At 48.8% G+C, this 26,831-nt stretch carries 30 protein-coding genes and 1 riboswitch; of the genes, 28 read left to right on the top strand and 2 right to left on the bottom strand.

Annotated elements, in window-relative coordinates:
* Positions 1-98: 98 nt before the first annotated feature.
* On the bottom strand, positions 99-263 hold the full coding sequence (gene mciZ, locus ADU23_RS34105) for a Z-ring formation inhibitor MciZ (protein ID WP_082198572.1): 165 nt from the start codon (positions 261-263) through the stop codon (positions 99-101).
* Between the two features lie 96 nt (positions 264-359).
* Here mciZ and ADU23_RS27785 point away from each other — a divergent pair, with 96 nt between their 5' ends.
* The 3 genes from ADU23_RS27785 (at position 360) to fur (ending at position 2,630) form a co-directional block, all read left to right on the top strand.
* Positions 360-923, top strand: coding sequence for an NUDIX hydrolase (locus ADU23_RS27785; RefSeq protein WP_442950632.1), 564 nt, complete (start codon positions 360-362; stop codon positions 921-923).
* Between the two features lie 514 nt (positions 924-1,437).
* Positions 1,438-2,064: a stage II sporulation protein M gene (gene spoIIM / locus ADU23_RS27780; protein ID WP_231637548.1), complete on the top strand. Its 627-nt coding sequence runs from the start codon at positions 1,438-1,440 to the stop codon at positions 2,062-2,064.
* Positions 2,065-2,156: 92 nt separating this feature from the next.
* Positions 2,157-2,630, top strand: a complete 474-nt coding sequence (fur, locus tag ADU23_RS27775) for a ferric iron uptake transcriptional regulator (protein ID WP_053376727.1) — start codon at positions 2,157-2,159, stop codon at positions 2,628-2,630.
* Between the two features lie 56 nt (positions 2,631-2,686).
* Here fur and ADU23_RS27770 read toward each other — a convergent pair whose 3' ends face one another.
* The gene (locus ADU23_RS27770; protein WP_053376726.1) at positions 2,687-3,850 is read right to left on the bottom strand and encodes a S8 family peptidase; all 1,164 of its coding nucleotides are present in this window, start codon (positions 3,848-3,850) and stop codon (positions 2,687-2,689) included.
* Between the two features lie 258 nt (positions 3,851-4,108).
* Between ADU23_RS27770 and ald the strand changes: the two genes are divergently transcribed.
* From ald to ADU23_RS27650, 25 genes are all read left to right on the top strand, one after another.
* Positions 4,109-5,251 (top strand): alanine dehydrogenase, encoded by a 1,143-nt coding sequence (gene ald / locus ADU23_RS27765; RefSeq protein WP_053376725.1) that lies wholly within the window; start codon positions 4,109-4,111, stop codon positions 5,249-5,251.
* Between the two features lie 77 nt (positions 5,252-5,328).
* Positions 5,329-5,562, top strand: coding sequence for a YqzK family protein (locus ADU23_RS27760; RefSeq protein WP_053376724.1), 234 nt, complete (start codon positions 5,329-5,331; stop codon positions 5,560-5,562).
* A gap of 115 nt (positions 5,563-5,677) precedes the next feature.
* Positions 5,678-6,568: a site-specific tyrosine recombinase XerD gene (gene xerD, locus ADU23_RS27755; RefSeq protein ID WP_053376723.1), complete on the top strand. Its 891-nt coding sequence runs from the start codon at positions 5,678-5,680 to the stop codon at positions 6,566-6,568.
* Positions 6,569-6,613: 45 nt separating this feature from the next.
* Complete coding sequence (gene deoB, locus ADU23_RS27750) at positions 6,614-7,789, top strand: phosphopentomutase (RefSeq protein ID WP_053376722.1); 1,176 nt, start codon at positions 6,614-6,616, stop codon at positions 7,787-7,789.
* A gap of 59 nt (positions 7,790-7,848) precedes the next feature.
* Positions 7,849-8,688, top strand: coding sequence for a purine-nucleoside phosphorylase (locus tag ADU23_RS27745; protein ID WP_053376721.1), 840 nt, complete (start codon positions 7,849-7,851; stop codon positions 8,686-8,688).
* A 111-nt stretch (positions 8,689-8,799) separates the two neighbouring features.
* A complete protein-coding gene (locus ADU23_RS32495; RefSeq protein ID WP_141680465.1) occupies positions 8,800-8,958 on the top strand; it encodes an aspartyl-phosphate phosphatase Spo0E family protein in 159 nt (52 codons plus the stop codon).
* Positions 8,959-8,995: 37 nt separating this feature from the next.
* The gene (locus ADU23_RS27740) at positions 8,996-10,327 is read left to right on the top strand and encodes a pyrimidine-nucleoside phosphorylase (protein ID WP_053376720.1); all 1,332 of its coding nucleotides are present in this window, start codon (positions 8,996-8,998) and stop codon (positions 10,325-10,327) included.
* Positions 10,328-10,479: 152 nt separating this feature from the next.
* Positions 10,480-11,688 carry a D-alanyl-D-alanine carboxypeptidase family protein gene (locus ADU23_RS27735; protein WP_082311234.1) on the top strand — a complete coding sequence of 403 codons (1,209 nt, stop codon included), beginning with the start codon at positions 10,480-10,482 and terminating at the stop codon, positions 11,686-11,688.
* Positions 11,689-11,939: 251 nt separating this feature from the next.
* Complete coding sequence (spoIIAA, locus tag ADU23_RS27730; protein ID WP_053376719.1) at positions 11,940-12,293, top strand: anti-sigma F factor antagonist; 354 nt, start codon at positions 11,940-11,942, stop codon at positions 12,291-12,293.
* Entirely contained in the window at positions 12,290-12,736 is a 447-nt protein-coding gene (gene spoIIAB / locus ADU23_RS27725; protein ID WP_053376718.1) for an anti-sigma F factor, read from the top strand. The genes spoIIAA and spoIIAB overlap by 4 nt, the downstream gene beginning before the upstream one ends.
* A gap of 19 nt (positions 12,737-12,755) precedes the next feature.
* Positions 12,756-13,511 (top strand): RNA polymerase sporulation sigma factor SigF, encoded by a 756-nt coding sequence (gene sigF, locus ADU23_RS27720; RefSeq protein WP_053376717.1) that lies wholly within the window; start codon positions 12,756-12,758, stop codon positions 13,509-13,511.
* A 116-nt stretch (positions 13,512-13,627) separates the two neighbouring features.
* Positions 13,628-14,278 (top strand): stage V sporulation protein AA, encoded by a 651-nt coding sequence (locus tag ADU23_RS27715; RefSeq protein ID WP_053376716.1) that lies wholly within the window; start codon positions 13,628-13,630, stop codon positions 14,276-14,278.
* Positions 14,271-14,699 carry a stage V sporulation protein AB gene (locus tag ADU23_RS27710; protein WP_053376715.1) on the top strand — a complete coding sequence of 143 codons (429 nt, stop codon included), beginning with the start codon at positions 14,271-14,273 and terminating at the stop codon, positions 14,697-14,699. The genes ADU23_RS27715 and ADU23_RS27710 overlap by 8 nt, the downstream gene beginning before the upstream one ends.
* Before the next feature lie 25 nt (positions 14,700-14,724).
* Positions 14,725-16,374: a spore germination protein gene (locus ADU23_RS27705; RefSeq protein WP_053376714.1), complete on the top strand. Its 1,650-nt coding sequence runs from the start codon at positions 14,725-14,727 to the stop codon at positions 16,372-16,374.
* A gap of 131 nt (positions 16,375-16,505) precedes the next feature.
* Entirely contained in the window at positions 16,506-17,837 is a 1,332-nt protein-coding gene (gene lysA, locus ADU23_RS27700; protein ID WP_053376713.1) for a diaminopimelate decarboxylase, read from the top strand.
* Positions 17,838-17,890: 53 nt separating this feature from the next.
* Positions 17,891-18,322, top strand: coding sequence for a peptidylprolyl isomerase (locus ADU23_RS27695; protein WP_053376712.1), 432 nt, complete (start codon positions 17,891-17,893; stop codon positions 18,320-18,322).
* A 33-nt stretch (positions 18,323-18,355) separates the two neighbouring features.
* Positions 18,356-18,564, top strand: a riboswitch (FMN riboswitch).
* Between the two features lie 220 nt (positions 18,565-18,784).
* Positions 18,785-19,882, top strand: coding sequence for a bifunctional diaminohydroxyphosphoribosylaminopyrimidine deaminase/5-amino-6-(5-phosphoribosylamino)uracil reductase RibD (ribD, locus tag ADU23_RS27690; protein WP_053376711.1), 1,098 nt, complete (start codon positions 18,785-18,787; stop codon positions 19,880-19,882).
* A gap of 20 nt (positions 19,883-19,902) precedes the next feature.
* Positions 19,903-20,562 (top strand): riboflavin synthase, encoded by a 660-nt coding sequence (gene ribE / locus ADU23_RS27685; protein WP_053376710.1) that lies wholly within the window; start codon positions 19,903-19,905, stop codon positions 20,560-20,562.
* 585 nt (positions 20,563-21,147) lie between these two features.
* On the top strand, positions 21,148-22,383 hold the full coding sequence (locus ADU23_RS27680) for a bifunctional 3,4-dihydroxy-2-butanone-4-phosphate synthase/GTP cyclohydrolase II (protein WP_053376709.1): 1,236 nt from the start codon (positions 21,148-21,150) through the stop codon (positions 22,381-22,383).
* Between the two features lie 22 nt (positions 22,384-22,405).
* Complete coding sequence (ribH, locus tag ADU23_RS27675; RefSeq protein WP_053376708.1) at positions 22,406-22,876, top strand: 6,7-dimethyl-8-ribityllumazine synthase; 471 nt, start codon at positions 22,406-22,408, stop codon at positions 22,874-22,876.
* A 36-nt stretch (positions 22,877-22,912) separates the two neighbouring features.
* Positions 22,913-23,692, top strand: coding sequence for a segregation and condensation protein A (locus ADU23_RS27670; RefSeq protein WP_053376707.1), 780 nt, complete (start codon positions 22,913-22,915; stop codon positions 23,690-23,692).
* Complete coding sequence (gene scpB, locus ADU23_RS27665) at positions 23,661-24,263, top strand: SMC-Scp complex subunit ScpB (protein WP_053376706.1); 603 nt, start codon at positions 23,661-23,663, stop codon at positions 24,261-24,263. The genes ADU23_RS27670 and scpB overlap by 32 nt, the downstream gene beginning before the upstream one ends.
* Before the next feature lie 58 nt (positions 24,264-24,321).
* Entirely contained in the window at positions 24,322-25,014 is a 693-nt protein-coding gene (locus tag ADU23_RS27660; protein ID WP_053376705.1) for a DUF2953 domain-containing protein, read from the top strand.
* A complete protein-coding gene (ytfJ, locus tag ADU23_RS27655; RefSeq protein WP_053376704.1) occupies positions 24,987-25,472 on the top strand; it encodes a GerW family sporulation protein in 486 nt (161 codons plus the stop codon). The genes ADU23_RS27660 and ytfJ overlap by 28 nt, the downstream gene beginning before the upstream one ends.
* A gap of 133 nt (positions 25,473-25,605) precedes the next feature.
* Positions 25,606-26,796 carry a D-alanyl-D-alanine carboxypeptidase family protein gene (locus ADU23_RS27650; RefSeq protein WP_053376703.1) on the top strand — a complete coding sequence of 397 codons (1,191 nt, stop codon included), beginning with the start codon at positions 25,606-25,608 and terminating at the stop codon, positions 26,794-26,796.
* Positions 26,797-26,831: the final 35 nt, after the last annotated feature.

The following is a 26,831-nucleotide window of genomic DNA, read 5'->3' as shown; positions in this document are numbered from 1 at the left end:
TACATGACAGAAAGCCCTTCAATCCCAATGTTCAGCTAAAGCTGATGGCGGATGGAGGGTTTTTTGTCTAAAAATCATTTTTAAATGTAGAAGGCTGATTAATTCGTTTTGTCTAGAGGAAGGCGGCGCACGCTGATGACATTCGTATATTCGGACATCGGAGTTCTGGAAAGGGAAGAAGCAGAAAGCTTGCGCAGCTGATGACGGATTTCCCAGCCTTTACCTACTAATCGCAAATGATTAACCGCTACATATTGTTTCATATTATTCGCCCCTGTCAATTTGATATAATGATAGTTATGCAGGTGCAGGACAAGTTATGCGCAATAAGCATGCAGTACAAAAAGGAGCGATCACGATTGGAAGAACAACAGCCAGCTGCGCTATGGCGCGAGGAAACGATTAAGACCGAGCCTATTTTTGAAGGCAAAATGATTACGCTACAGGTAGATACCGTTGCTCTAGCTGATGGCAGAACCGCCACAAGAGAAATCGTAAAGCATCCAGGTGCCGCAGCCGTTATGGCGTTATTGGATGGCAAGCTGCTCGTCGTCGAGCAATTCCGCAAGCCGCTTGAAAAATTTCAAATCGAAATCCCGGCAGGCAAGCTTGATCCCGGCGAAGACCCGCTTACCGCAGCAGCCCGCGAGTTGGAAGAAGAGACAGGCTATCGCTCAGATGACCTGAAGCTGCTAAGCGCTTTTTACACCTCGCCTGGCTTTGCTGACGAGAAGTTATACATCTATTTCACGGACAAAGTCGAGCAGGGCGTTCAAAATCCGGATGAAGATGAGGATTTAAAGGTAGAAGCGATTACTCTCGAGCAAGCCGAAGCTTACATACAAGAAGGCCGCATTAGCGACGCCAAAACGATTTTAGCTGTCTACGCATGGAAACTATACAATCTGACAGGTCGGCTTTAGCCGACCTTGTCTTCCCTCAACAAACCCGTCATACCCCTCTAAACCCCCTCATACAATACACTAGTAAGACAACCTATGCGTAAAACCATATCTCCATATTCATTAGTTATGTATGCTAACTAACTAAATTTGTATTGATCTAATTTTTAAACCTCTATAACACCTTTTCAAACAACTTTGTTAAATAAACCTAATTATTAGATCATGCACAATCTTCCAGCGTGTCCCGAAGGGACGAAAGCGCTCCTAGGCAGTCCATGCTCACACCCATCTCTATCCCTTCATCGTTAGTCCAATTGCGGGTGTCCAGAGGGTGCAACCCTTGGGGCCCTCCCTTGGAAGGGAGGGTTTGGGTGGGTTCGAAAAGGTTTGAAACGCCTTTAAGGCTTTTGGGTTTTGGGTTTTGGGTTAAAGGGTTCTGAGCTACAATCCGAATTTTCTATAAAATAAAACCTTTGAAGGCAAGGTAGAAACCCTTCAAAAGGGCAGGGGTTCAAAGTAGCTGAAAGGATTGGTGAGCGTCATCAAAAATCAACTATCGCTGTATGTTTTCGTGTCGGTATTGTTTGTGGTAGGCGCCATATTTGGCGCACTCATGGTCAACGCGCTTACGCTCGAGCAACAGCAGGAGCTTGCCCAGGATGTAGATCAGTATCTACAGCTGATGAATGATGGCGCCGGAATTGGAGAAGCGCATTCGTTCTGGGAACGGTTTTTTTTCCATAGCAAATGGCTGCTTGTATTGTGGGTGCTCGGCATCACCGTTGTCGGAATACCGGGAGTGCTTGCGCTTAATTTCTTAAAAGGTGCGCTGGTTGGTTTTTCGGTGGGTACGCTTATCAATCAATATGCATGGAAGGGCGTTCTTTTCTCGCTGGTGTCGATCGCGCCTCAAAACTTAATTGCCGTTCCGGCGATTATTATAACGAGCGCTGCCGCCATTTCCTTCTCTATCTTTGTGATCAAAAACAGGCTGCTTCGCCAGACAGGCGAGCTTGCGCCCCAGCTAGGCTCCTTTACGTCGACCGCTATGCTCATGCTGATCCTTTTTGCCGGAGCGGCGCTGCTTGAAGCCTATATTTCACCAACTCTAATTGCCTGGGTTTCCCCTCTTCTTTCGTCCGGTAACGCCACGATATGACACCAAAATGTTTGACTTTATTACAGGTTAGCACCTATAATGAAAGGAAACGTTTCCTGAAAAAGGCGCAGTCATGTGGTAGGGGGGAAATCATGGAAGCCCGGATTGAGAAGATTAAACAACAGTTGCAGTCGCAGGGCTACAAATTAACCCCGCAGCGGGAAGCAACGGTACGTGTTTTGCTTGAGAATGAAGACGACCACCTAAGCGCTGAGGATGTATTCATGCTAGTAAAGGATAAAGCTCCCGAAATCGGGCTTGCAACGGTTTATCGGACATTGGAATTGCTAAGCGAAATGCATGTTGTCGAAAAATTGAATTTCGGCGACGGTGTAGCGCGGTATGATCTGCGTACGGACAGCAACAAGCATCACCATCATCACCTAATATGTGTGCAATGCGGCTCAATGGATGAGATCAAAGAAGACTGGCTTTTGCCACTCGAGGAGCGGCTTGAGCTGGAATACGGATTTTTTGTAGTTGACCATCGCCTAGATTTTCAAGGTATATGCCGTCGCTGCAAAGAAAAAAATGATATCGCAAACCCAACTGAAAATCAATCTTAAACGGCTTGGCTGCCCAGCATAACTGGACGGCAAGCCGTTTTGGCGTTTTATTGGCATCAAATGTTTTTAAAAATGCGATCCAGCTGCAAAAGCCCTGCGCCTTGCGAGCGCGATTTGAATTTTTTAAGCTTGAATGCCCGCAAACGCAGCCTTTTTTTGATTGCTCGAGCGCTTATGCCTGGTTTGCCCGCCAGCAGCAACGCGGCGCCGCCTGCAACATGCGGAGATGCCATGCTGGTTCCAGAGAGAGTCATGTACTTGCCGTTCAGCCACGTGGACAAAATGCTGTCACCAGGCGCTGTTAACCCAATTCCTCTGCCTCTGCTGCTAAAGCCAGCCACTTTATTCGCTTTAGTAGAAGCGGCAACAGCAATCGTCTCCTTAAAGGAAGCAGGTACGTCTATTTGCTTGCTAGACTTACCGGAGTTACCCGCTGAGGCAACCATGACGATACCTTGCTTGGCTGCTCGTTTGATCGCATCATGAAGAGTACCGCTGTTATTAGAGTCAAGAATGCCAAAGCTCATGTTAATGACTTGCATCTTGTTCGTGATGCACCAGTTGATGCCGTCAACAATGTCAGATACAAAGCCATCACCGTATAGATCGAGCGCTTTGACCGCGTATAAACTTATCTCCGGAGCAGTCCCCGTTACTTTTCCGCTTTTGCCTGCAGCAGCTAGAATGCCAGCAACATGGGTACCATGTCCATTATCATCCGCATATGAACCGCCATTAATGGTATTAATTCCGCCTGCTATTCGCAAATCCGGGTGACTGGCGATGCCGGAATCGATGATGGCGACTTTAATCGATTTTCCGCGTGTAGTTGCCCAAGCTTCGGGTGCTTTAATGCGGCTTATGTTCCAAGTTAGCAGTGCCGGCGTCGTTGCAGGCGTCAGCAATGGAATCGAACGTCCCTTGAGCTTGATTCTCTTGCGCTTTGTGATCACACCGTGCGCGCGGATTTTGAAATCTTTTTCGATCAGCTTGACTTGGGGATGATTAGCTAAGTCATGCCAGGAAATGCTTTTATGAAAATGGCAGCCGATAATCCGGCAGCGTGAAACCGTTTTGAATGGTTTGATTCCGAGTTCCTTCAGTTGCCTTAGGCATCGCTTATATGCTTTCGCTGAACGAAACGTTATCAGCTTTCGATAAGTATGCTTAGAAGGCATACATGTCGCACAGCTTTTTAATAAGGCTTTAAGATCAGACAATGGACAAAGAACCCCCTATGATGGCATTTTTCTTAACCAGTTTATGGTAGAAGCATTGTTTTCGCATGGGTAATAGCCAGAATCACACATATTTTTTGAAATATAACAAAGCATAGTGAGGATGCCTGCGTTCGGGTTATATTTTCCGCAAAAAGGGTTAAGAAAGGACGATCATTCCGCGCCGATCGTTCATACAACATAGAAAGAGAATGTTTATGGCGTTATTAAAAAGAGGATTGCGCAGGAGGAGGAATAGTCATGATTGTAGGTGTGCCGAAGGAAATTAAACAAAGCGAGTACCGCGTAGCATTGACCCCTGCAGGCGTTACGGTGCTGGTTGCGGCTGGTCATAAAGTACTCGTTGAAACGGGAGCAGGAAGCGGTAGCGGCTTTGAGGATAGCGACTATGAGCGCGAAGGAGCAGAGCTGATAAGCACGGCTTCAGAAGTATGGGCGAGGGCCGAAATGATTTTGAAAGTAAAGGAGCCGCTATCCGAGGAGTTTGGTTATTTTCGGGAAGGGCTGCTCCTATTTACGTATTTGCATTTGGCAGCAGCGCCTGAGTTGACAAAGGCTCTGGTTAGTAAAGGCGTAACGGGTATTGCCTACGAGACGATTCAACTCGCAAACGGCAGCCTGCCGCTGCTTACGCCGATGAGCGAGGTTGCAGGCCGAATGTCTGTTCAAGTAGGCGCGCAATTTTTAGAAGCTTTTAATGGCGGCAGAGGCGTCCTGCTTGGCGGAGTGCCTGGCGTACCGCCTGCGGAGGTTGTTATCATTGGCGGGGGCATAGTCGGGACAAACGCTGCGAAAATTGCCCTTGGCATGGGGGCAAACGTGATCATTTTAGAAAGAAGCGCGGATCGGATGAGGTATTTGGATGATATTTTCGGAGGCAGAGTCCGCACGTTGATGTCAAGCCCCTATCATATCGCCGAAGAGGTATCCAAAGCGGATTTGTTGATTGGAGCCGTTCTTATACCTGGCGCGAGAGCTCCGCATCTGGTGACGGAGCAAATGGTGCAAAACATGAAGAAAGGGTCGGTTATCGTAGATGTTGCCGTTGATCAAGGAGGTTCGATCGCTACCGTAGACCGACCGACGACCCACAAAGACCCGATCTATGTGAAGCATGGCGTCGTTCATTATGCTGTTGCTAACATACCTGGCGCTGTGCCTCGTACTTCAACGTTTGCGTTAACGAATGTCACGATACCATATGCGCTGGAGCTTGCAAATCATGGCATGGAAGCTGTACGCAAAAGCATTCCGCTGCAAAAAGGGGTAAATACGCACGCAGGCAGCGTAACCTACGAGCCGGTCGCGAATGCGGTTCAATTGCCGTTCACGCCGCTTGAGAAATGGTTGGACAGTGTTTCCTACGACAGCTTGCAGGGTTAATGGCATATTCGGATAAGCCTCCTCATATGGTGATACGGATGGACATTCGTATTGGCATCATAAGGAGGCTGGTTTGTATGGTTTTCTCAATTCGGAGATGGACGAGCCGTATTTTTTTTATCATTGTGTTTTCTGTATTGCTATTGGCTGTTACAGGCGGCTATCGCTGGCTTGCAGATGCGATATCTCCCATTCATCCTTATCGGGAGCCTAAAGGTGCTGCCCTTAAAGTTTTTGTGACCGACCCAGACTCGCCAGACAGCAAAAACGCCGCTGACCGATTGCGCTGGTTTTATTGGTACGGGGAATAATGGGCCAGACAGCTGATACGGAATATTGCTGAAAGCAGGATTTTTGGCGTCGAATGTTGAATTGTTTTGTAGAAATAAACCTGTCAGAAACGTGCCATATGTGAAAGGAAGTCCAATGAAAGCTCATTTAAATCAGTATATTCAATATTTACGCTTGGAGAGAGGGTTGTCAGCAAATACTCTTTCATCATATGAACGGGATTTGAATCAATTTATTTCATATGTGCAAGAGCTTGGTCTAATAGAGATTGCCGATGTGCAGAGACATCATATTTCAAGGTATATGCTGCATTTGAAGGAACAGGGAAGGAAGGCTGCGACGCTGTCACGCCATATTGTTTCTGTGCGTGCTTTTTTTCACTATTTAATAACGGAAGGGATTATCGTGAATAATCCGTCCATTTATATGGAAGCGCCGAAGCAAGAGAAAAAACCTCCGAGCATTTTGAGCGTCGATGTCACGAGCGCACTCCTTGAAACGCCAAACAGTGCAAGCGCCGCAGGCAAGCGGGATAGAGCGATGCTGGAGCTCATTTATGCAACAGGCATTCGTGTTACTGAGCTTGTATCGCTTAATCTGGAGCATATTAATATGCAGCTTAGATTTGTGCAGTGCATCGGCACGAACCAGAAGGAGAGGCTCGTTCCGTTCGGAAGGTTAGCCGCTGAAGCATTAACGGATTATTTGCAGTCGGGCAGAGATGAACTAACTTCGCTGAGAGAGTCGCAGTCGGCGTTATTTCTAAATCATTTGGGCACGAGATTGACAAGGCAAGGATTTTGGAAGACGATTAAGAAGCATGCAAAGGAAGCCGGGATTGCTGAGGAGATTACGCCTCATACGCTTAGGCATTCGGTTGCGGCACATTTGTTGGATAATGGCGCGGATATTCGTGCGGTGCAGGAGCTGCTTGGGCATGCGGACATTTCGACAACGCTCAAGTACACGCAGGTTCCCAAAACGCGCATGAAGGAAACCTATAACCGTGCGCATCCGCGAGCTTAAATAGCAAGCGAGATGCATCCACTTACAGAGGAGGGAATTATACATATGAAATTTGATCGTATTGCCGTTATCGTTTTGGACAGCGTGGGAATAGGCGAGCTTCCTGATGCTGCTGCATTTGGGGATGTGGGCTCGCATACGCTTGGACATATTGTAGAGAGAGTGCCTGGAACAAAGCTTCCGAATTTGCGTAGATGGGGTTTGGACCGTATAGCGTCCATTCATGATTGGAAGCCGTCAGAAGAGACTCCGGCAGCTTATTATGGCAAAATGGCCGAGGTGTCAGTTGGCAAGGATACGATGACTGGCCACTGGGAGCTGATGGGACTTGAACTAACTGTTCCGTTCCAGACGTTTCCTGAGGGCTTTCCGCCTGAGCTGCTGGGACCGTTCGAGGAACGCACAGGCCGCAAAGTGATTGGCAACAAGCCCGCGAGCGGCACGGACATTTTGGATGAGCTCGGAGCAGAGCAAATGGAGACCGGGGCATGGATCGTTTATACATCGGCCGATAGCGTCTTTCAAATCGCGGCGCATGAGGATATCATCCCGCTTGATGAGCTGTACCGCGCTTGCGAAATCGCGAGAGAGCTGACGATGGATGACCGCTTTACGGTTGGCCGCGTTATTGCAAGGCCTTATTTAGGCAAGCCGGGCGATTTCAAACGTACGCCGAACCGTCATGATTATGCGGTGAAGCCGCCTCAGCCTACTGTTTTGAACGCATTAAAGGACGCCGGTTTCGATTCGATTGCGGTCGGGAAAATCAATGATATCTTTGATGGAGAAGGCATTACAGCCTCCTTGCCGACCAAAAGCAACGTTGACGGCATCGAAAAAACGATTGAGCAGCTAAAGCAGCCATTCAAAGGATTGCTGTTCACAAATCTAGTTGAATTTGATTCGCTATACGGGCATCGCCGTGATCCGGTTGGCTATGCCTCTGCTTTGGAGGAATTTGATCTTGCCGTTCCCGAATTGGAGAGTCAGCTAGGCGAGCGGGACTTATTGATCGTAACCGCTGACCACGGGAATGATCCCGTTCATCCAGGTACGGATCATACGCGCGAATACGTTCCTATTTTATTGTATAGCCCATCGTTTAAGCAGCCTCGTCAGCTAAGCATCCGTTCGACCTTCTCTGATCTTGGGGCGACGATCGCCGATAACTTCGGTGTGCAAGCACCTCCGAACGGGACAAGCTTTTTGTCCGAGCTATAATCTCAAGAAATTTAGGAAGCACTAGTTACAATCTGGCATTTACCTTAGGAGGAATTATAATGAGTTCGATTACAGCAGCAGGTCTAACTGCAGCACATATTAAAGAAGCGGCAAATTTTATCGAGGCACAAACGGAGCAAAGACCAGAAATCGGATTGATTATGGGCTCAGGCCTTGGCGTATTAGGCGATCATTTGGAAAGTGCTGTGACGATTCAATATCATGATATCCCGCACTTTCCGATTTCTACGGTTGAAGGTCATGCAGGCGAGCTGCTGATCGGAACGCTTTCCGGTAAAACAGTAATTCTAATGCGCGGACGTTTTCACATGTATGAAGGATACGGCCCGGAGCTGACCGCATTTCCGGTACGCGTCATGAAGGCGCTTGGCGTCAAAACATTGCTCGTTACAAATGCAGCTGGCGGCGTGAATACGGATTATGAAGCGGGCAATCTCATGCTGATTTCCGATCATCTCAATATGACAGGCAAAAACCCTTTGATTGGACCAAATGACAATGAGCTTGGCGTTCGTTTCCCTGATATGTCCGAAGCCTACAGCAAGCGTCTGCGCGCAATCGCTCGCGATATTGCAACAGCACAAGGCATTACGCTTCGCGAAGGGGTGTACGCGGGTCTTCTTGGACCAACGTATGAAACGCCTGCAGAAATTCGAATGCTGAGAGTAATCGGTGCTGATGCTGTCGGAATGTCGACTGTTGCCGAAGTCATTGCAGCGCGCCATTCGGGAATCGAAGTAGTTGGCATTTCGTGTATAAGCAATATGGCCGCGGGTATTTTGGATCAACCGTTGTCGCATGCTGAGGTCATGGAAACAACTGAACGCGTCAAGTCCCAATTTTTGGGACTAGTTAACGCGTTAATTGCTGCTATGTAATGTTTTTTGTAACACAATTGTAATAATTGCGTCGACTCAATATGACAGTGTTTTTTTTGCGTTTCGTCGTATAATGTCCATGATTAAAGAAAGATGGAGTGGACAAAGCCCATGGACAAGCAATTAATCACGCAGATGGAGCAGTTGCGTAAAAAGATGATTGAAGCTGCTCTATTGAATGAAAGCCTTCAGCATTTGGACGTGCTCGTGCTAAGCCAATCTCTTGATGAGATTATTGTCCAGGTGCAAAGGGAACGACGCGCGTTATAAACAAATCAATAACGGGCAGGCGAATGGAGAGGGAACTATGCGGTCGGTAGATCTTATTCAGAAGAAAAGAGATGGCGGCGAGCTGACCGCTTCGGAGTTAACATTTTTGATAGACGGATACTCTCGCGGCGACATACCGGATTACCAGCTCTCAGCATGGGCGATGGCCGTGTTTTTCCAAGGAATGACGCCAAGGGAGACAGCGGCGCTGACGCTTGCAATGGCTAATTCTGGCGATCAGGTTGATCTCGGTCCAATCAGCGGGATTAAAGTGGATAAACATAGTACAGGCGGCGTTGGCGATAAGACAACGTTAATTCTTGCGCCATTAGTCGCTTCGGTTGGCATTCCCGTTGCGAAGATGTCCGGACGCGGCTTAGGCCATACCGGCGGCACGATCGATAAGCTTGAATCTATCGAAGGCTTTCGGACGGAGCTCTCGCGCGAGAAGTTCATGACACAGGTAAATGAGATTGGACTAGCTGTTATCGGCCAAAGCGGGAATCTTGCGCCGGCAGATAAGAAGCTATATGCGCTCCGCGACGTTACAGCTACCGTGGAGTCTATTCCGCTTATTGCAAGCTCGGTTATGAGCAAAAAGATTGCCGCGGGTGCTGATGCGATCGTGCTCGATGTAAAAACGGGCAGCGGCGCGTTTATGAAGACGCTCGAGGATTCTGAGCAGCTTGCTCAAGCGATGGTTAACATTGGTACCGAAGTTGGCCGACATACGGCTGCAGTTATCAGCGATATGGATCAGCCGCTTGGTTTTGCGATAGGGAACGCGCTAGAGGTTCAGGAATCGATTGATACGCTTAAAGGCAACGGACCGGAGGATCTCACGGAACTTTGCTTGACACTAGGTGCCCATATGGTCGTGCTAGGCGGGAAGTCAGATTCCGTGGAAGCGGCGAAGGAACTGCTGCGCGCCCAGATTGAAAGCGGAGCAGCCTTAGCGAAGTTCAAAGCATTTTTGGCTGCCCAGGGCGGCGACGCAGCAGTTGTCGATGATTTTTCGAAGCTGCCGCAAGCACCTGCAATTATTGAGGTAACGGCAGCTTCCTCTGGTTTTGTCAATGCGATTGAAGCGGAGCAGCTAGGCCTTGCTGCCATGCTGCTTGGAGCAGGACGAGCAACCAAAGACGCAACGATCGATTATGCGGTAGGCGTTACGCTTCGCAAGAAGGTTGGCGATTCCGTGGAATCCGGCGAGACGCTTGCGCTCCTCCATGTTCGGGAAGCGAATGAATCGGCGAGAGAGGTCGCTGAACGGGTTCGCCATGCGTATACGATTCAAGCAAATCAACCAGCGGCGCGTCCGCTGTTGTTATCCGTTATTACGGCGGATGGTATTACTCGCTATAACTAACTTATAAAATTCAAAATCCGTCCCAGTCATGGGCGGATTTTTTTGTTGTCCATTTCCATCTAGCTAATGGAATAATTTCCAACTTAAGAGTCAACACTAAAAAGAGAAATATAAGCGAAGTGTGCCGCAATAAAATTCAGGAGGAGATCTCGTTGAAAAATCGTTCTATCAAGCTATGTATACTAATTCTCGCATTTGCGCTTGCGCTTCCGGCGGCCGCGTTTGCCGCTGTGGAGCCAACACCGGCCCCAGGGCCCAAGCCATCAGCTCCGAATCAATCGCCTTCCGCCAATTTGGCGGCATCGGCTCGTTCCGCCATTTTAATGGATGCAGATAGCGGGACGGTTATTTATGAAAAAAATAGCCATGATAAGCTTCCGCCAGCTAGTATCACGAAAATTATGACGCTGCTTCTCATTATGGAGGCGCTTGATGACGGAAAAATCAAGCTGTCTGATAAGGTGCAGACAAGTGAGTATGCCGCTTCTATGGGCGGCTCCCAGATCTTCCTTGAGCCGGGAGAAGAGATGAGCGTTGACGATATGATTAAAGGGATAGCGCTTGCCTCAGGAAACGATGCCTCCGTGGCCATGGCAGAGAAGCTGGCTGGCACGGAGCAGCAATTCGTAGCGATGATGAACGAGCGGGCGCGGCAGCTCGGCATGAACGATACGCAGTTTTCCAATCCAAACGGCTTGCCGGTTGCGAATCATTTTTCCTCGGCACATGACATTGCGGTGATGTCGAGGGAGCTGCTCAAGCATTCGGAAGTTACTAAATATACTGGCTTGTATCAGGATTATTTGCGCAAATCGTCGGAGAAGCCTTTCTGGCTTGTCAATACGAATAAGCTGGTTCGTTTTTATAGCGGTGCGGACGGTCTGAAGACGGGCTACACGAGCGAAGCGAAATATTGTTTATCCGCTACGGCTAAACGCGATAACATGCGCGTCATCGCAGTCGTAATGGGCGAGCCGGACACCAAAACGAGAAACGCGGAAGTATCCCAGATGTTTGACTACACATTCGCGCAATATATGAACCATTCGATCATTAAGGAAGGCGAATCGATGGGGACGCTGAAAATTGAGAAGGGCGTAGCGCCGGAGCTCCCGCTTGTTGCTAAGCATGCGTACAGCGTGCTTCTTAAAAAAGGCAGCCAAACGAAGGATATCCGCTACGAGCTGAAAATTAACGGCCCTCTCAAAGCACCGGTCCAGATCGGGCAGCCAATCGGCAAGCTTGTCGTCTATCAAGGCGATCAGGTGCTCAAGGAATTTGATGTGGATGCGCCGCTCTCGGTTGAACGGGCGGGCTGGTGGAAACTGCTGAAACGTTCCTTCTCCGGGTTGTTTGCTTAATAGTGTACGGTTTCTTCCAGATTACAGCGCATTTTTTGTCAGCTGTTAGCGGTATGCTTCTAGTTTTGTCGGCATGCAGGAAATGGCTTCCGCGGCGGAGAATTGCTAGTTCTATCTCGGCAAGTGTAATCGTTTGTGTCTTGTAGCTTGAAGACCAGCAAACGTTACACGGTGGAAATGTAAGGAAGGGAAATAACGTTTGGCTTATTCTTTCTTATGTTTGAAAAAACCTAGAGGAGATGAACAGCATAATGAGTCTGCAAGCAGAATTGGAGCAATACCGCAATGTGCTGATCGTGAGGCTTCGGGGAGAGCTGGATCACCATACAGCCGATGTCGTGCGCTATAAAATGGAAGAGGCTCTGCTTCGGGGCAGCAGCGAGCATGTCATCCTAAGCTTGAAGGAGCTGCAATTTATGGATAGCTCCGGTCTTGGCGTTATTCTGGGCAGGTACAAGCAAGTGAAGAGCAAGGGCGGCAAAATGGTCGTTTGTGACGTAAATCCGAATGTCCATCGCTTATTCGAGATGTCGGGCCTATTCAAAATATTGACGATTCACGAAAACGAACGTACCGCAATTTCCAGTTTGGAGGTGGTGTCATGAACGGTTCCAATGAAATGACGCTTTCCTTCAGCGCCCGCTCGGAGAACGAAGCCTTCGCACGAATTGCGGTCGCTGCATTTGTGTCACAGCTTGATCCGACGCTCGAGGAGCTGAACGATTTGAAGACGGCTGTGTCTGAGGCAGTGACGAATGCGATTATTCACGGCTACGAGAGCGATTCTTCCTGCAGCGTAACGATCGAGGCGAAAATCGAGGGCGATTCCGTCTCCATCACCGTATCGGACAGCGGCAAAGGGATTGAAGACCTTGAGCTGGCTCGTCAGCCGCTCTACACGTCGAAGCCGGAGCTAGAGCGCTCTGGCATGGGCTTTACGATCATGGAAAACTTTATGGACCATTTCGAGGTTTCGAGTAGGGTGGATGGCGGAACTCGCGTAGCGATGCTGAAGAGAATCGAATCGAAAAAAGCGCTCTACAATTAGCGTATAGGGGTTGAACCTCATGGATGTCAATCTAAAGCAGACGGCCCAGCCATACTTGGATGACGCAGAAGTAAAGCGGCTTATTGCGTTAAGTCAGTCCGGCGATACGCTTGCAAGGGATACACTCGTACAGTGCAATATCCGGCTTGTCTGGTCGGTCGTGCAGCGTTTTATCAACCGTGGCTATGAGCCCGAGGATTTGTTCCAAATCGGCTGTATCGGATTGCTAAAGTCAGTAGACAAATTCGATTTGTCCTACGATGTAAAGTTTTCCACTTATGCGGTGCCGATGATCATTGGGGAAATTCAGCGGTTCCTGCGCGATGATGGTACGTTGAAGGTCAGCAGATCCCTCAAGGAAACCGCCAATAAGGTGCGTAAAATGAAGGATGAGCTGTCCAAAACGTTAGGTCGCTTGCCAACCATTAGCGAGGTTGCGGAACGGCTTGGCATTACGCCTGAGGACGTTGTTTTCGCTCAGGAAGCGAATAAGCCTCCGACCTCCATTCACGAAACGGTGTTTGAGAATGACGGCGACCCCATCACACTGATGGATCAAATAGCGGATGAATCTCAGGATCGGTGGTTCGACAAGCTAGCGCTGGTTGAAGCCATCGAAGGTCTGAGCGAGCGCGAACGGTTAATCGTGTATTTGCGTTATTATCGAGACAAGACGCAATCCGAAGTAGCCAGCAGGCTGGGAATATCACAGGTGCAAGTATCACGGCTAGAGAAAAAAATACTGCAGTCCATCAGAGACCAAATCGCCCTTTGAGGCGATTTGGTTTTTTCTATTTTTTACCTCATATTCAATGAGTATCCGAATCCTCCTTTTCTCATACTAAAAGGGAAACAAACACCAAAGCCTATATGCAGAAGGGAAGCTGACAGATGGCAACATCCAAGCATTCGGTCCTCTATCTGCGTTTGAAAAAACGAATCTATACGAAACCGAATCAACGGGTCTCTTTGGGGCAGGCAGCCAGGCTTCTAGCTGAAGATGATGTGCTTGAGAGACGGCTGAAGGAGCTTGTTCTGTACGAGCACAAAAGCGCAGACGGCAACCGCGTCGTGATCGACCTGCTGCAGATCGTCAAAGCAATCAGGCAGATGGTGCCGGATTTGACGGTTGAAGCTTATGGAGATCCTCAGGTACTGGTCATGGTAGCGGAGAAGCCGGTTAAGCCGCGAATTGCGGTGCTCGTTTTTGCGTGGCTGCTCTTATTTTTTGGAGCGGGACTCGCCATTATGAACTTCCATACGGACGTCAGCATGAAGGAGGTTCACATTCGGATTGTTGAGCTGATTACCGGGAAGCGAACGGAGCATCCGCTATGGTTTCAAATCCCTTATTCGCTCGGAATCGGGCTTGGAATGGTGCTGTTTTTCAATCACCTGTTCCGCAAACGGTTCAATGAGGAGCCGAATCCCCTTGAGGTCGAGCTATATATGTATCAGGAAAACGTGAATGCCTACGTCATTGCTGATGAAATGCGCAAAAAGTCGGATTACGACCAGACAAATGGTAACAAGCATGATTAATACATTATCCAACGTCTTTGTCGCTCTGCTTGGTTTGGCAGGCGGTCTTGCGGTAGGCAGCGGACTGGTGGCACTGCTAATCGTGCTTGATCTGATTCCGCGCCTGGCACAGGTGGCCAATGCTTACCGCATGTCGGTATGGTTTGAGACGGCGGTTATTAGCGGCTCGTTATATTGGACGTTCGCAGATTTTATGAATTGGCGATTAATGCTGCCTTCCGGCGTTTTTTTGAGCGGTGCGGGATTAATCGATGGCATGTTTGTCGGCATGCTGGCCGCCGCGCTGACGGAGGTAATGAACGTTCTTCCTATTTTGGCCAAAAGGATGAATCTATCGGCTTACATGGTTGGACTTGTAATGGCGATGGTACTGGGGAAAACGCTTGGGTCTCTATTCGATTGGCTTGTTTTTCAGTGGTAGCTTATAAACGACGAGGTGACGGAATATGAAGGATCATCATTCAGAACATGGTCATGAAGACGGAGATAGCCAAGAAGCATCCTACGCACAGATTTCCGGAGAACAGCAGCAGCGGGAGGAGTCGGGTTCATCACGCGATGAAGCCTCCGCCGCGCATACAGAGAAGAGGCCAAGAATAGGGAAGTCTGCTACTCATAAAGTGGGGGAGGAGGACAAATCTCCGATTCCTGATGACTTGGATGAAGTGCTCTCCCGCTTGGAGCATGAGATCGGTTATAAAACAAGCTTCGATGTGGTCGTCAGGGAGATGACGTTCGGCGAGAAGAAAACGGCGATGCTCTGCATGAATGGTTTGGTGAAGGACACCGTGCTGACAGAGGTGCTCAAGCGTTTGACCTTCCTGCAGCCAGAGGATTTGTCCGCTCATGCGTTTCATTCGTTCCTTGATTTGTACGTCCCGGCAGCCCAGGTGACGAAGGAAGCGGATTGGAACAACATGCTCACGGGCGTAATGTCCGGCGTGACCGCTTTTTTTATAGACGGGGAATCATGGGTCATCATGATAGACGCGAAGTCCTTCCCTTCAAGGGGGCCGGAGGAGCCGTCGCTAGAGAAGGTTGTACGCGGCAGCAGGGACGGCTTTGTAGAGACGTTGATGGTCAACGTTTCACTTGTCCGCAGGCGACTCCGCGATCCGCAGCTTCGCTATGAAATTGTAAGAGTAGGCGAGCGAACGCAGACCGATGTATGTATCGCTTATATTAATGATATCGTCGACCAAGAGCTTCTTAAATCGATTAAAGATAAAATTTCAATGGTGAAAATAGACGGCTTGCCGCTTGCCGACAAGCAGCTCGAAGAGTCTACCGTAAAGCGCGGATGGAACCCGTTCCCGCTTGTACGGTATTCGGAGAGGCCCGATACGGTAGCGGCGCATTTGCTTGAAGGTTACGTGGCGGTATTCGTTGATACTTCGCCAAGCGTGATGACCCTTCCGACGACGTATGCCGATCTCATGCAGCATGCGGAGGAAAACCGCCAAACTCCGTTTATCGGCACCTATTTGCGCTGGGTGAGATTTATCGGCATTTTTGCTTCTTTGTTCATGCTGCCCCTTTGGCTTCTGTTTGTTATGCATCCGGAGCTGAAGCCGCCTGCGCTTGAATTTCTAGGACCTAATAAAACGGCAAAGCTGCCGCTCGTCGTTCAGTTTCTCCTCGCCGAGATCGGTGTCGATCTGCTGCGGATGGCTTCGGTGCATACGCCAACCTCGCTCGCAACGGCGATGTCGCTCGTAGCTGCGATTTTAATCGGCGATATTGCGGTAAAGACCGGTATTTTTGTCAATGAGGTTATTTTGTATATGGCAGTAGCCGCAATCGGCATGTTTGCCACGCCAAGCTATGAGCTGGGGCTTGCGAATCGAATCGTGCGTCTCGTGCTGATTGTGTCGGTGTCTGCCTTCAGTGTGCCTGGCTTCGTCATTGCGACGACTGCCATATTGCTGATGCTGGTGATGGAGCGCTCATTCAACCGTCCGTACATGTGGCCGTTCATCCCGTTTGACTTGAAGGCGCTGTGGAGCATCCTTATACGCCAGCCGGTGCTGTACAACCGGACGCGTCCAAATAACCTGAGAGCGCAGCAGATCGATAAAATGCCTAAAACCGAGTAGATTCACAAAATGCAAATGAAATGTTGATTTATCCATTTCGCAGTGCGGGTAGATTGCGTTATACTGATGCTATTGATGCAAATTCTATCCGTTCTATCTGCATGCAGATAGAAGAAAGCTGAGGGGAAATTATGTACCTGCATGGAACTAGTAAAATTAACACTAAAGGACATTTGGAAATTGGCGGTTGTGATGTAGCTGATTTGGCTGCACAATTTGGAACGCCACTATATATCGTGGACGAGGCACTTGTACGTCAGCGTGCGAGCGAGTATGTTGAAGCATTCAAGGCTTCCGGCCTTCGTTTCCAAGTCGCTTATGCAAGCAAAGCGTTCAGCGTAATGGCTATGTGCGCGATTGCTGAGCAAGAGGGGCTATCGCTGGATGTCGTGTCCGACGGCGAACTGTACACAGCTATGCAAGCGGGTTTCCCGGCGGAGCGCATTCATTTCCACGGCAACAACAAAACGCCTGAAGAAATCAACATGGCGCTTGATGCAGGCATTGGCTGCTTCGTAGTAGACAATTTCATGGAGCTTCAACTGCTTAACGCACTTGCAGGCGACAAAGGCAAAAAAGTGAATATTTTGCTTCGCATTACGCCAGGCGTAGAAGCCCATACGCATGATTACATCTCTACAGGCCAACAGGATTCTAAGTTCGGCTTTGACCTTGGAAATGGCGCAGCAAAACAAGCTATTCAAGAAGCTCTTGCTTTGCCTAACCTTGTTATTTTGGGCGTTCACTCCCATATCGGTTCGCAAATTTTCGAAGTAGAAGGTTTCCGTATGGCTGTGGACAAGGTTGCTGATTTCGCGGTTTCGATCCGCAACGAGCTTGACCTGACATTTAAAGTAATCAACCTTGGCGGCGGCTTCGGCATTCGTTATGTTGAAGGCGATACTCCGCTTCCAATTGCTGAATATGTTGCTGCCATTACGGGTGCGATTATTACGAACTTTACAAACGCAGAATTCCCATTGCCTGAGATTTGGGTAGAGCCGGGCCGCAGCATGGTAGGCGATGCAGGAACGACTTTGTATACAGTGGGCACTAGCAAAAACATTCCTGGCGTTCGCAAATATATCGCTGTTGACGGCGGCATGACGGACAACCCTCGCCCAGCGCTTTACCAATCGAAATACGAGGCTGTGCTTGCCAACCGTGCGAATGATGCAGCAGAGGAAACCGTTTCTATCGCGGGCAAATGCTGTGAAAGCGGCGATATGCTGATTTGGGATTTGGAATTGCCTAAAGCCGAAAATGGCGATTTGCTTGCTGTTTTCTGTACAGGTGCTTATAATTATGCAATGGCGAGCAACTATAACCGGATCCGTCGTCCTGCTGTCGTTTTTGTTAAAGAGGGCCAGGCTGACCTTGCAGTTAAACGTGAATCGCTTGAAAATATCGTATGTAACGACGTCATTCCGGCAAGACTTCAAAAATCACCGCTTGCGAAATAAGGGCGATATTGGTAACGTAGTCTTATCTGGATAAAAGAAAGGTAGATGCAGCAATGGCAAAACAAGCAAAAATCACACTAGCAAACGGCGGAGAAGTTCTAATCGATCTATTCGATCAAGACGCGCCAAACACAGTAGCAAACTTCGAGAAGCTTGCTAACGAAGGCTTCTACAACGGTCTTACTTTCCACCGTGTTATCCCTGGTTTCGTTGCACAAGGCGGTTGCCCGAACGGAACTGGTACAGGCGGTCCTGGTTACACAATCAATTGTGAAATCAATCCGAACAAGCATGAGCGCGGAACGCTTGCTATGGCACATGCTGGCCGTAACACAGGCGGCAGCCAATTCTATATCGGTTACGCTCCACAGCCGCATTTGGATGGCGGACATACTGTTTTCGGTAAAGTATCGAAGGGTATGGAGTTTGTTGATGCTTTCAAAGGCGGAGACAAAATGGAAAAGGTTGAAGTTGAAACGATTTAGTGTTAAGATACTAACTATAATTATGTAAGTGCAGCTTTCCTTCGGGGTCAGGTGAAATTCCTAACCGGCGGTGATCGGCAGGTGCAGGGGGATCGGATAACCGAACTTCTGTGCTTGTCGTCAGTCCGTGACCCGGTCTAAGATGCTTTTACTCGGAGTTATCCGAATAAAATGCGGATTGGAACGGTGGACCTGGTGTAAATCCGGGACCGACAGTACAGTCTGGATGGGAGAAGGGGATGCTACGACAGCTATAATATCAGCTTATTTGTGTGTGTGTTTTATTTCACATACGAAGTAGGTTTGTTTTTTTAGCGTATTTTACAAACCGTCATCGCGATTTTGCGGTAAAGGATTAGTCGGATTTCAAAGCCGACAACGCCGATCGGTTTTGTCGCAGTTATCTATTCATTCACTCATCACCCCTGTCGGATCGTTTGCCGATAGGGGTGTTTTTTGTATATGGACTTGTTAAACGATGAGTATTACATGGGGCTAGCGTTAGATATGGCTTCAAAAGCTTCCGGTCAAACAGGGATTAATCCCGTCGTCGGCTGCGTAGTCGTAAAAGATGGACGTATCATCGGAATCGGAACGCATCTGAAGCGCGGAACCGGTCATGCTGAGGTGCACGCCCTACAGATGGCTGGGGATGAGGCGGAAGGCGCCACGGTATATGTGACGCTAGAGCCTTGCAGCCATTTTGGCAAGACGCCTCCCTGCTGCGAGCGCATCATCGCTGCGAAAGCGGCAAGGGTAGTGGTCGCGTGCGGTGATCCTAACCCAGAGGTGTCGGGCAGAGGAATCGCTAGGCTTCGCGAAGAAGGCATTGACGTTACCGTAGGCGTTCTGGCGGAGCGCTCCGAGCTCATGAACGAGAAATTCAACAAGTTCATTACGACAAGGCAACCGTTTGTCACTTTGAAAACCGCCAGCACGCTTGATGGAAAAATTGCATCGCGAACGGGTGACAGCCGCTGGGTAACCGGCTCTGCAGCACGTGAGCAGGTTCATACGCTCCGACATCAGCATGAAGCCATTATGGTTGGAATAGGTACGGTGCTGGCCGATGATCCTTTATTGAACACACGTGCTTCCGTTCCAGCTATCGACCCGGTACGGATTATCGTAGATTCAAAGCTCCGATTGCCGCTTGATGCTCGGGTAGTAACCGATCGTTCGATCCGCACCATCGTGTTAACTTCTGGTGAAGCAAGTGCAGAGCAGCGCGTCGCTTTAGAAGCGGCTGGCGTTGAAGTCGTCGTCTGCGGTGCAGATGCGAAGGTGGATTTATCCGCAGCGATGAAGAAGCTCGGAGAGCTAGAGATAGGATCGATCCTGCTTGAGGGCGGGGGACAATTGAACGGCGCGATGCTGGAGGCAGGACTAATCGATAAAATTGTACTGTATTATGCAGCTAAAATTATTGGAGGGACAGATGCGCCTGGCACATTCACCTTCGCGGGATTCGAGAAAATGGCGGATGCCATTCAGCTTGAGCGAGTGAGCGTGGAGATGGCTGGCGAAGACATTTGTGTCTCGGGTTATCCCGTTTATTAAGGTTTTTGAGGAGGAAGCCCATGTTTACCGGATTAGTGGAAGAATTGGGAAAGATGAAAGGGATAACGAAGCAGGGTGAAGCGATGCGTCTCGTCATCGGGGCAACCCGTGTGACAGACGGCGTCATGCTCGGGGACAGCATCTCGGTTAACGGCGTATGTCTTACCGTAACGTCGTTTGACAGCTCTTCATTCACAGCAGACGTAATGCCTGAAACGTATCGCAAATCCAACCTGCAACAGCTTCGGGCCGGTGAGCGAGTAAATTTAGAGCGTGCCATGCAGGCAGGCGGTCGGTTCGGCGGCCATATCGTGCAGGGGCATATCGATGGAACCGGAAAAATAGTCAATCGGGAAACGGACGCGAATGCAGTCGTTTATAAAGTGCAATTAGATGATGCAGGCATGCTGCGTTACGTTATTCCGAAAGGCTCCATCACCATAGACGGAATCAGCCTTACCGTGGTGGATACATCCGCAAGCACCTTTTCCGTATCGATCATCCCGCATACCCTTGGCGAAACAGCCTTGCAGCATAAGCATGCTGGCGACTCGGTCAATATTGAGTGCGATGTCATCGGCAAATACGTCGATCACCTGCTTCATTTCAAGCAGCCAGAATCGGCACCGGCAGGATCAAAACTCACCACATCATTTCTTATGGAAAATGGTTTTTTATAATTTAAAAGGTAAGTATTTTAATAAATAACGGTAAAAACTCCCGTTAAATATTGAAAATGTACGCAATTTCAGCAGTTAACTGGAAAATCTCCATCTAAATACGAGGAACTGGCTTGTTTGGGTGAATATTCGCCAATTTAGCAGGAGAAATTCCATCTAAACGATAAATAAGCAGAAATTCAAGCAAATTAGATGGAGTTTTTCCAGTAAATTTATAAGTTACTCAGGTACGCACCAGAAAGCGTGTCCCGCAGGGACGAAAGCGATCAATGTGAACACTCAGCAGAATATAGCCTTGGTAACCAAACGTTATTTAAGTAGCTAATTTTCAAGTCGGGTGCGCAAACAGAAAGCGTGTCCCGCAGGGACGAAAGCGAGCCTACAGAAAAAGCAGCACACAACCACCTGTTTCCCTTCAACGTTAGTCCAATTGCAGGTGTCCAGAGGACGCAGTCCTTGGGGCCCTCCCTTGGAAGGGAGGGTTTGGGAGGGTTCAAAAAGCCTTTAACGGTTTGGAACTAAAGCCTTTAAAGGTTGGGTAAAAAGCCTTACTAAGGTTGGTTGTCACAAAGGAGGGAATCCCATATGGAACATACAGAAAAAGTTACATTTGATAAAATCGAAGAAGCGCTGGCTGATCTCAAGCTAGGGAAGCCGATCATTGTCGTAGATGACGAGGATCGGGAAAACGAGGGCGACCTAATCGCACTCGCAGATAAAACGACGCCGGAGGTCATTAATTTCATGATCACGGAAGCGCGCGGCCTTGTCTGTGTTCCGATTACGCAAGAGCGTGCGGAGCAGCTTGATTTGCCGCCGATGGTGACGCATAATACCGACTATCATGGCACGGCGTTTACCGTATCGGTTGATTATATTGGGACGACGACCGGTATTTCGGCGTATGAGCGCTCGGAAACGGTCAAGGCGCTTGTTGATCCAACGACAAAGGCAGCCGATTTCCGCCGGCCTGGTCATATTTTTCCGCTGATTGCACGCTCAGGCGGCGTCCTGCGACGTGCTGGACATACGGAGGCGGCGATTGATCTTGCTGTTATGTGCGGTTCCGCGCCAGGTGCAGCCATTTGTGAAATTATCAACGAAGACGGCACGATGGCTCGTTTGCCGGATCTGCTTGTTTTCAAGGAAAAGCACAATCTTAAGCTGATTACGATTCAAGAGCTGATCCAGTACCGCAATGCAAAGGAAAAGCTCGTTGAGCGCGCGGTTGATGTGAAGCTGCCGACTGATTTTGGGACTTTCCGCGCAATAGCTTATACAAACTTGGTCGACAATAAAGAACATATCGCGCTCGTTAAAGGTGATATCGACCCTGAGCGTCCTCTGCTTGTGCGCGTTCATTCGGAATGCCTCACCGGCGATGTATTCCATTCACACCGCTGCGATTGCGGTCCGCAGCTTGAAGCAGCGCTGAAGCAGATTGAAGAAGCGGGAAGCGGCGTACTTCTCTATATGCGTCAAGAGGGAAGAGGCATCGGCCTGATCAACAAATTAAAGGCTTATGAGCTGCAAGAGCAAGGTTTCGATACCGTTGATGCAAATTTAAAGCTTGGCTTTCCGGCTGATTTGCGCGATTATGGTATAGGCGCGCAAATTTTGAAGGATCTTGGCGTTCGCCAAATGCGACTGCTAACGAATAATCCTCGCAAAATCAAAGGATTAGAGGGCTACGGACTCGAGGTTGTAGAGCGCGTTCCTATCCAAATGGACGAAAAAGAAGATAACAAAAGTTATCTCCGCACAAAAAAAACGAAGCTTGGTCACTTATTAAGCTTTGAAGATATTGACTATATCATTTAAAATAACGGAAGGAAGATGACAAATGACACGAATTTATGAGGGACATTTAGTATCAGAAGGTTTAAAATATGGAGTAGTAGTAGGCCGTTTCAATGAGTTTATATCAAGCAAGCTGCTTGGCGGAGCGCTGGATGCGTTTAAACGTCACGGCGCGCAGGATTCCGACGTAGAAGTCGCATGGGTGCCGGGAGCATTCGAAATTCCGTTAATCGCGCAAAAAATGGCGGAGAGCGGCAAGTATGACGCTGTCATCACGCTAGGCGCAGTTATTCGGGGATCAACGCCACATTTTGATTTTGTCTGCAACGAAGCGGCTAAAGGCGTAGCGGCGATTGCATTAAAAACAGGTATTCCGACGATTTTCGGCGTACTGACGGTAGATTCCATTGAGCAAGCCATTGAGCGTGCCGGTACGAAAGCAGGCAACAAAGGCTATGAAGCTGCAACAAGCGCAATTGAAATGGCGAATTTGACCAAACAATTGCAAGGCTAAGCAGCGAAGTTTAAGGCTAGGCGGGAGGAAATGTAAGTGTCGGTGCTTTATAAGCTGGATTCTTTTGAGGGGCCGCTTGATCTGTTGCTCCACTTGATCGACAAAGCCGAGATCGATATCCATGAAGTATCTATCAGCGAAATTACGATTCAATATATGGATTACTTGCATGCGATGAAGGAGCTGGAGCTTGAGGTTACGAGTGAGTTTCTAGTCATGGCGGCCACCCTTTTGGCGATAAAAAGCAAGCAGCTTCTCCCTAAGCCTCCCGTATTTGAGGATGATTATGAGGATTGGCCAGACGACGGACTAGATCCGCGCGATGAGCTCATCCAGAAGCTTGTCGAGTACCGAAAATTCAAACAAATTGCCGAGCAGCTGCGCGAGAAGGAATTCGAGCGCAGCCTTGTCTATTCACGAGAGCCGGAGGATATGTCTCCTTTTATGAAGGAAGAGAAGGTTAATCCAGTAGAAGGCTTGCATCTATCGGACTTAATCGTCGCTTTCCAGAAGGCGCTGCGCAGAGCTTCAAGGCGCAACGTAGTGGCGACGGTACAGCGTGACGAGATTTCGGTAAAGGACCGGATTCGCGATATTGTTGTCGTACTGAAACAATTTGAAACGGTTCGTTTCTCCAAGCTCATTCGCGAAAATATGGACAGGCATGAAATCGTGGTTACTTTTCTAGCGATACTGGAGCTCATGAAAATGAAGCATATTCGCTGCTTCCAGCATCAGTTGTTTGACGACATCGTCATACATTGGAGAGGAGAGTCGTCAGAAATTGGATTATCAGAAGTTGAAGACGATTATTGAGGGCTTGCTGTTCATGGCAGGTGATGAGGGATTGACGAAGCGGCAGCTCGCCGATATTTTGGAGCTGGATGCCGAGCTTGCCTCGGATTTGGTTTATGATTTGCAGCGGGACTTGGAGCGTGAGGGACGCGGCATTCAAATCGCCGAGGTAGCCGCTTCTTACCGGTTAACGACGCATTTGGAGCATGCTCCTTATTTTGAGCGGATGGCTTACACGCCTACGCGCTCACAGCTCTCGCAAGCGGCATTAGAGACGTTGTCGATTGTCGCCTATCGCCAGCCGATTACTCGAATATCGATCGAAGAGATCCGTGGCGTAAAGAGCGACAGAGCGATTCAGTCGCTTGTATCCAAAGATTTGATCGAGGAGGTCGGCCGCGCCGAGCAGATCGGCCGTCCAATTTTGTACGGCACAACGAAATCATTTTTAGATTATTTTGGTTTACCTTCGATCAAGGAGCTTCCAGAACCAGGAAACGTAGATCTGGATGACGCGCTTGAGGAACAAACGCAGCTGCTATTCGAGCGATTGGATGGCAGGCAGATGACAATTGAAGAAATAAAAGAATGAGATTTGACCGCCGGGTCATACTATATTCAACCCATATGAGGGAAACGGAGGAAGCATGATGATGCTCAGTTACCCTTACGGTTGGATAACGGCGGCCGGTCTCTTTTTTTTGCTCATTTTTGTGCTTATCTTTAGCTCTCGGGTCGTTATAAACGGGCATTTGCGGAGACTTGAAGACAACGATGATATTGAATTGAATATAAGAGCACTTTACGGAATCATTCACTACCGATTCAAGGTGCCCATTATTCGATTTACCGGTACATCTGTCCAACTGAAGGAGCAGGTTTCAAAAACGAATGTATCAACGGACACTTGGTCGCAGTATTACGAGGACATCGATGCGGAAAAAGTAATAAAAGGCATCGATAAATTCAAGCATGTGTTGCAAATGACCCGAAATTTAAAGGGCTGGGTTAGGCAGACGCTAACTAAGGTTAGTTTGGTGGAATGGAATTGGACAACATCGGTAGGAACGGGAGATGCGATGTGGACAGCCATGACGACGGGAGCGGTGTGGTCTGTGAAAACATCGATCATCGGCGTCTTATCCCAAATGGTTAAGCTGAAGACGGAGCCGAAAATGACCGTGCAGCCCGTTTATCAGGGATCTTCCTTTCGAACAGAGTGGTCATGCATAGCTCAAATACGCTTCGGTTATGCTATTCTTGCCGGGCTACAGCTTTCAGTTCGGATGAGGAAATTGAAAGGAGGCGTCAAAGCATGGCAGAACATCCTATTCAAGGCTTAATGCAAACCGCAATGGAAAATATTAAAGAAATGGTTGACGTCAATACAATCGTAGGTGATCCTGTTCAAACGCCGGACGGCAGCATTATCATGCCGATCTCCAAAGTGGGCTTTGGATTTGTGGCAGGCGGCAGTGACATTCGATTAGATGATGCCGACCATAAGAATGGATCAAATTCCGATGCACAGCATGCTTCCGTATCGATGCCGTTTGGCGGCGGCAGCGGCGGCGGCGTATCGATTACGCCAATCGCTTTTTTGGTCGTCGGCACACACGGCGTAAAAATCGTTCCGCTCGATAATCAAACGCATCTGCTTGAGCGTGTTATCGATTCTGCTCCGCATGTGTTCGACAAGCTTCAATCCATGATGAAGCAGCCCATTAATACAGCAGCATATAGCGATCCGTCAACTAGCGTAATCAGCGGACGTGTCGAAGCTAACGATCACCTCTTATGACAGAACTGCCCGAGAGGGCAGTTTTTCATTTTTAGTTAGCTTAATTTCGTCTAGAGCAACATGTACAGGCATATACTGGAATATACGAGCAGAAGCTTTACCTACTAACGCTGCGAGAGGGGCAAGCATAAACATGTATTCCAAAAAGCTGCGGCGGATTGCTGCAATAGGTTTATTGGCAGTCTTGTTGGTTGGGACCAGCCAGTGGCCTGCTGTAAGCGCCAAGCCTGGTCCGCTACATACGAATGCGAAGGCTTCGGCGCTGATTGATGTAGAGTCTGGCAGATTGCTGTACAGCGCTAATGGCGATACATCGATGAGAATTGCAAGCCTGACAAAGATAATGACAGCAATCGTGGCTATTGATCATGGAAAGCTGACGGATATGGTGAAGACAAGCAAACGTGCGGTAGGCAAGGAAGGGTCATCCATCTATCTTCAGCTTGGCGAAGAAATGAGCCTTCTCAACATGCTGTATGGACTTATGCTTAGATCCGGCAACGACGCAGCAACTGCAATTGCTGAGCATGTAGGAGGCACCGAAGAGGGCTTCGTTCATCTCATGAACGAGAAAGCAACCTTTCTTGGACTGGAGCATACGCAATTTAAAAATCCGCATGGGCTTGATGAGGATGGGCATTTTTCTTCTGCAAATGATTTGGCCAAGCTTACCGCATATGCGCTGAAAAACGAAGTGTTCGCAGAAATCGTAAGCACGAAGGAGAAAAATGTGCCAAATCCGCACGACAACTGGGAATACAGCTATAAAAACAAAAACAAAATGCTCACGATGTACGAAGGAGCAGATGGCGTGAAAACCGGCTATACGAAGAAATCGCTGCGCTGTTTAGTCAGCTCGGCAACCAGGCAAGGCCAGCAGCTCGCAGCCGTTACCATCAATGACAGCGATGATTGGTCGGATCACCGCAAGATGCTGGATTGGGGATTTGGCAACTACCCGTTGCAGGAAATAGCCTCAAAAGGACAAACGATTGCGGGTTATCCTTACGCGGTTGGACAATCATTCAAATACCCGCTTGCAGAGGAAGAGTCACAAATGATTCAGTCGCGACTGGTTCTTCACGATATGGAATCGATGCGCTACACGTTTGGCGAACGCGGCATGTTGGAGTGGTATATGAATGAGTATCGGATAGGCGCAGTACCGGTCTATGACGTTGCTGGCAGCAGGCTTCAGCTTCCGACGAAATCATTGCATGTTATGCAATCGTTAGAGGAATTCAAAAAAGCGTCTGCGAATGATGATCGCGGGAAGTTGGCTGAGTCCATATCGAAGGTATTAGACGCATTATTTGATCATTAGGACATGCCGGCGAGGGAGACGCTTCATGTCTATCT

Origin of the sequence: Paenibacillus sp. FJAT-27812 (assembly GCF_001273905.1) — a bacterium.
Lineage (GTDB): Bacteria > Bacillota > Bacilli > Paenibacillales > Paenibacillaceae > Pristimantibacillus.
The sequence above is the reverse complement of the archived record's forward strand: the minus strand, read 5'-3'. Positions and strand labels throughout refer to the sequence as shown.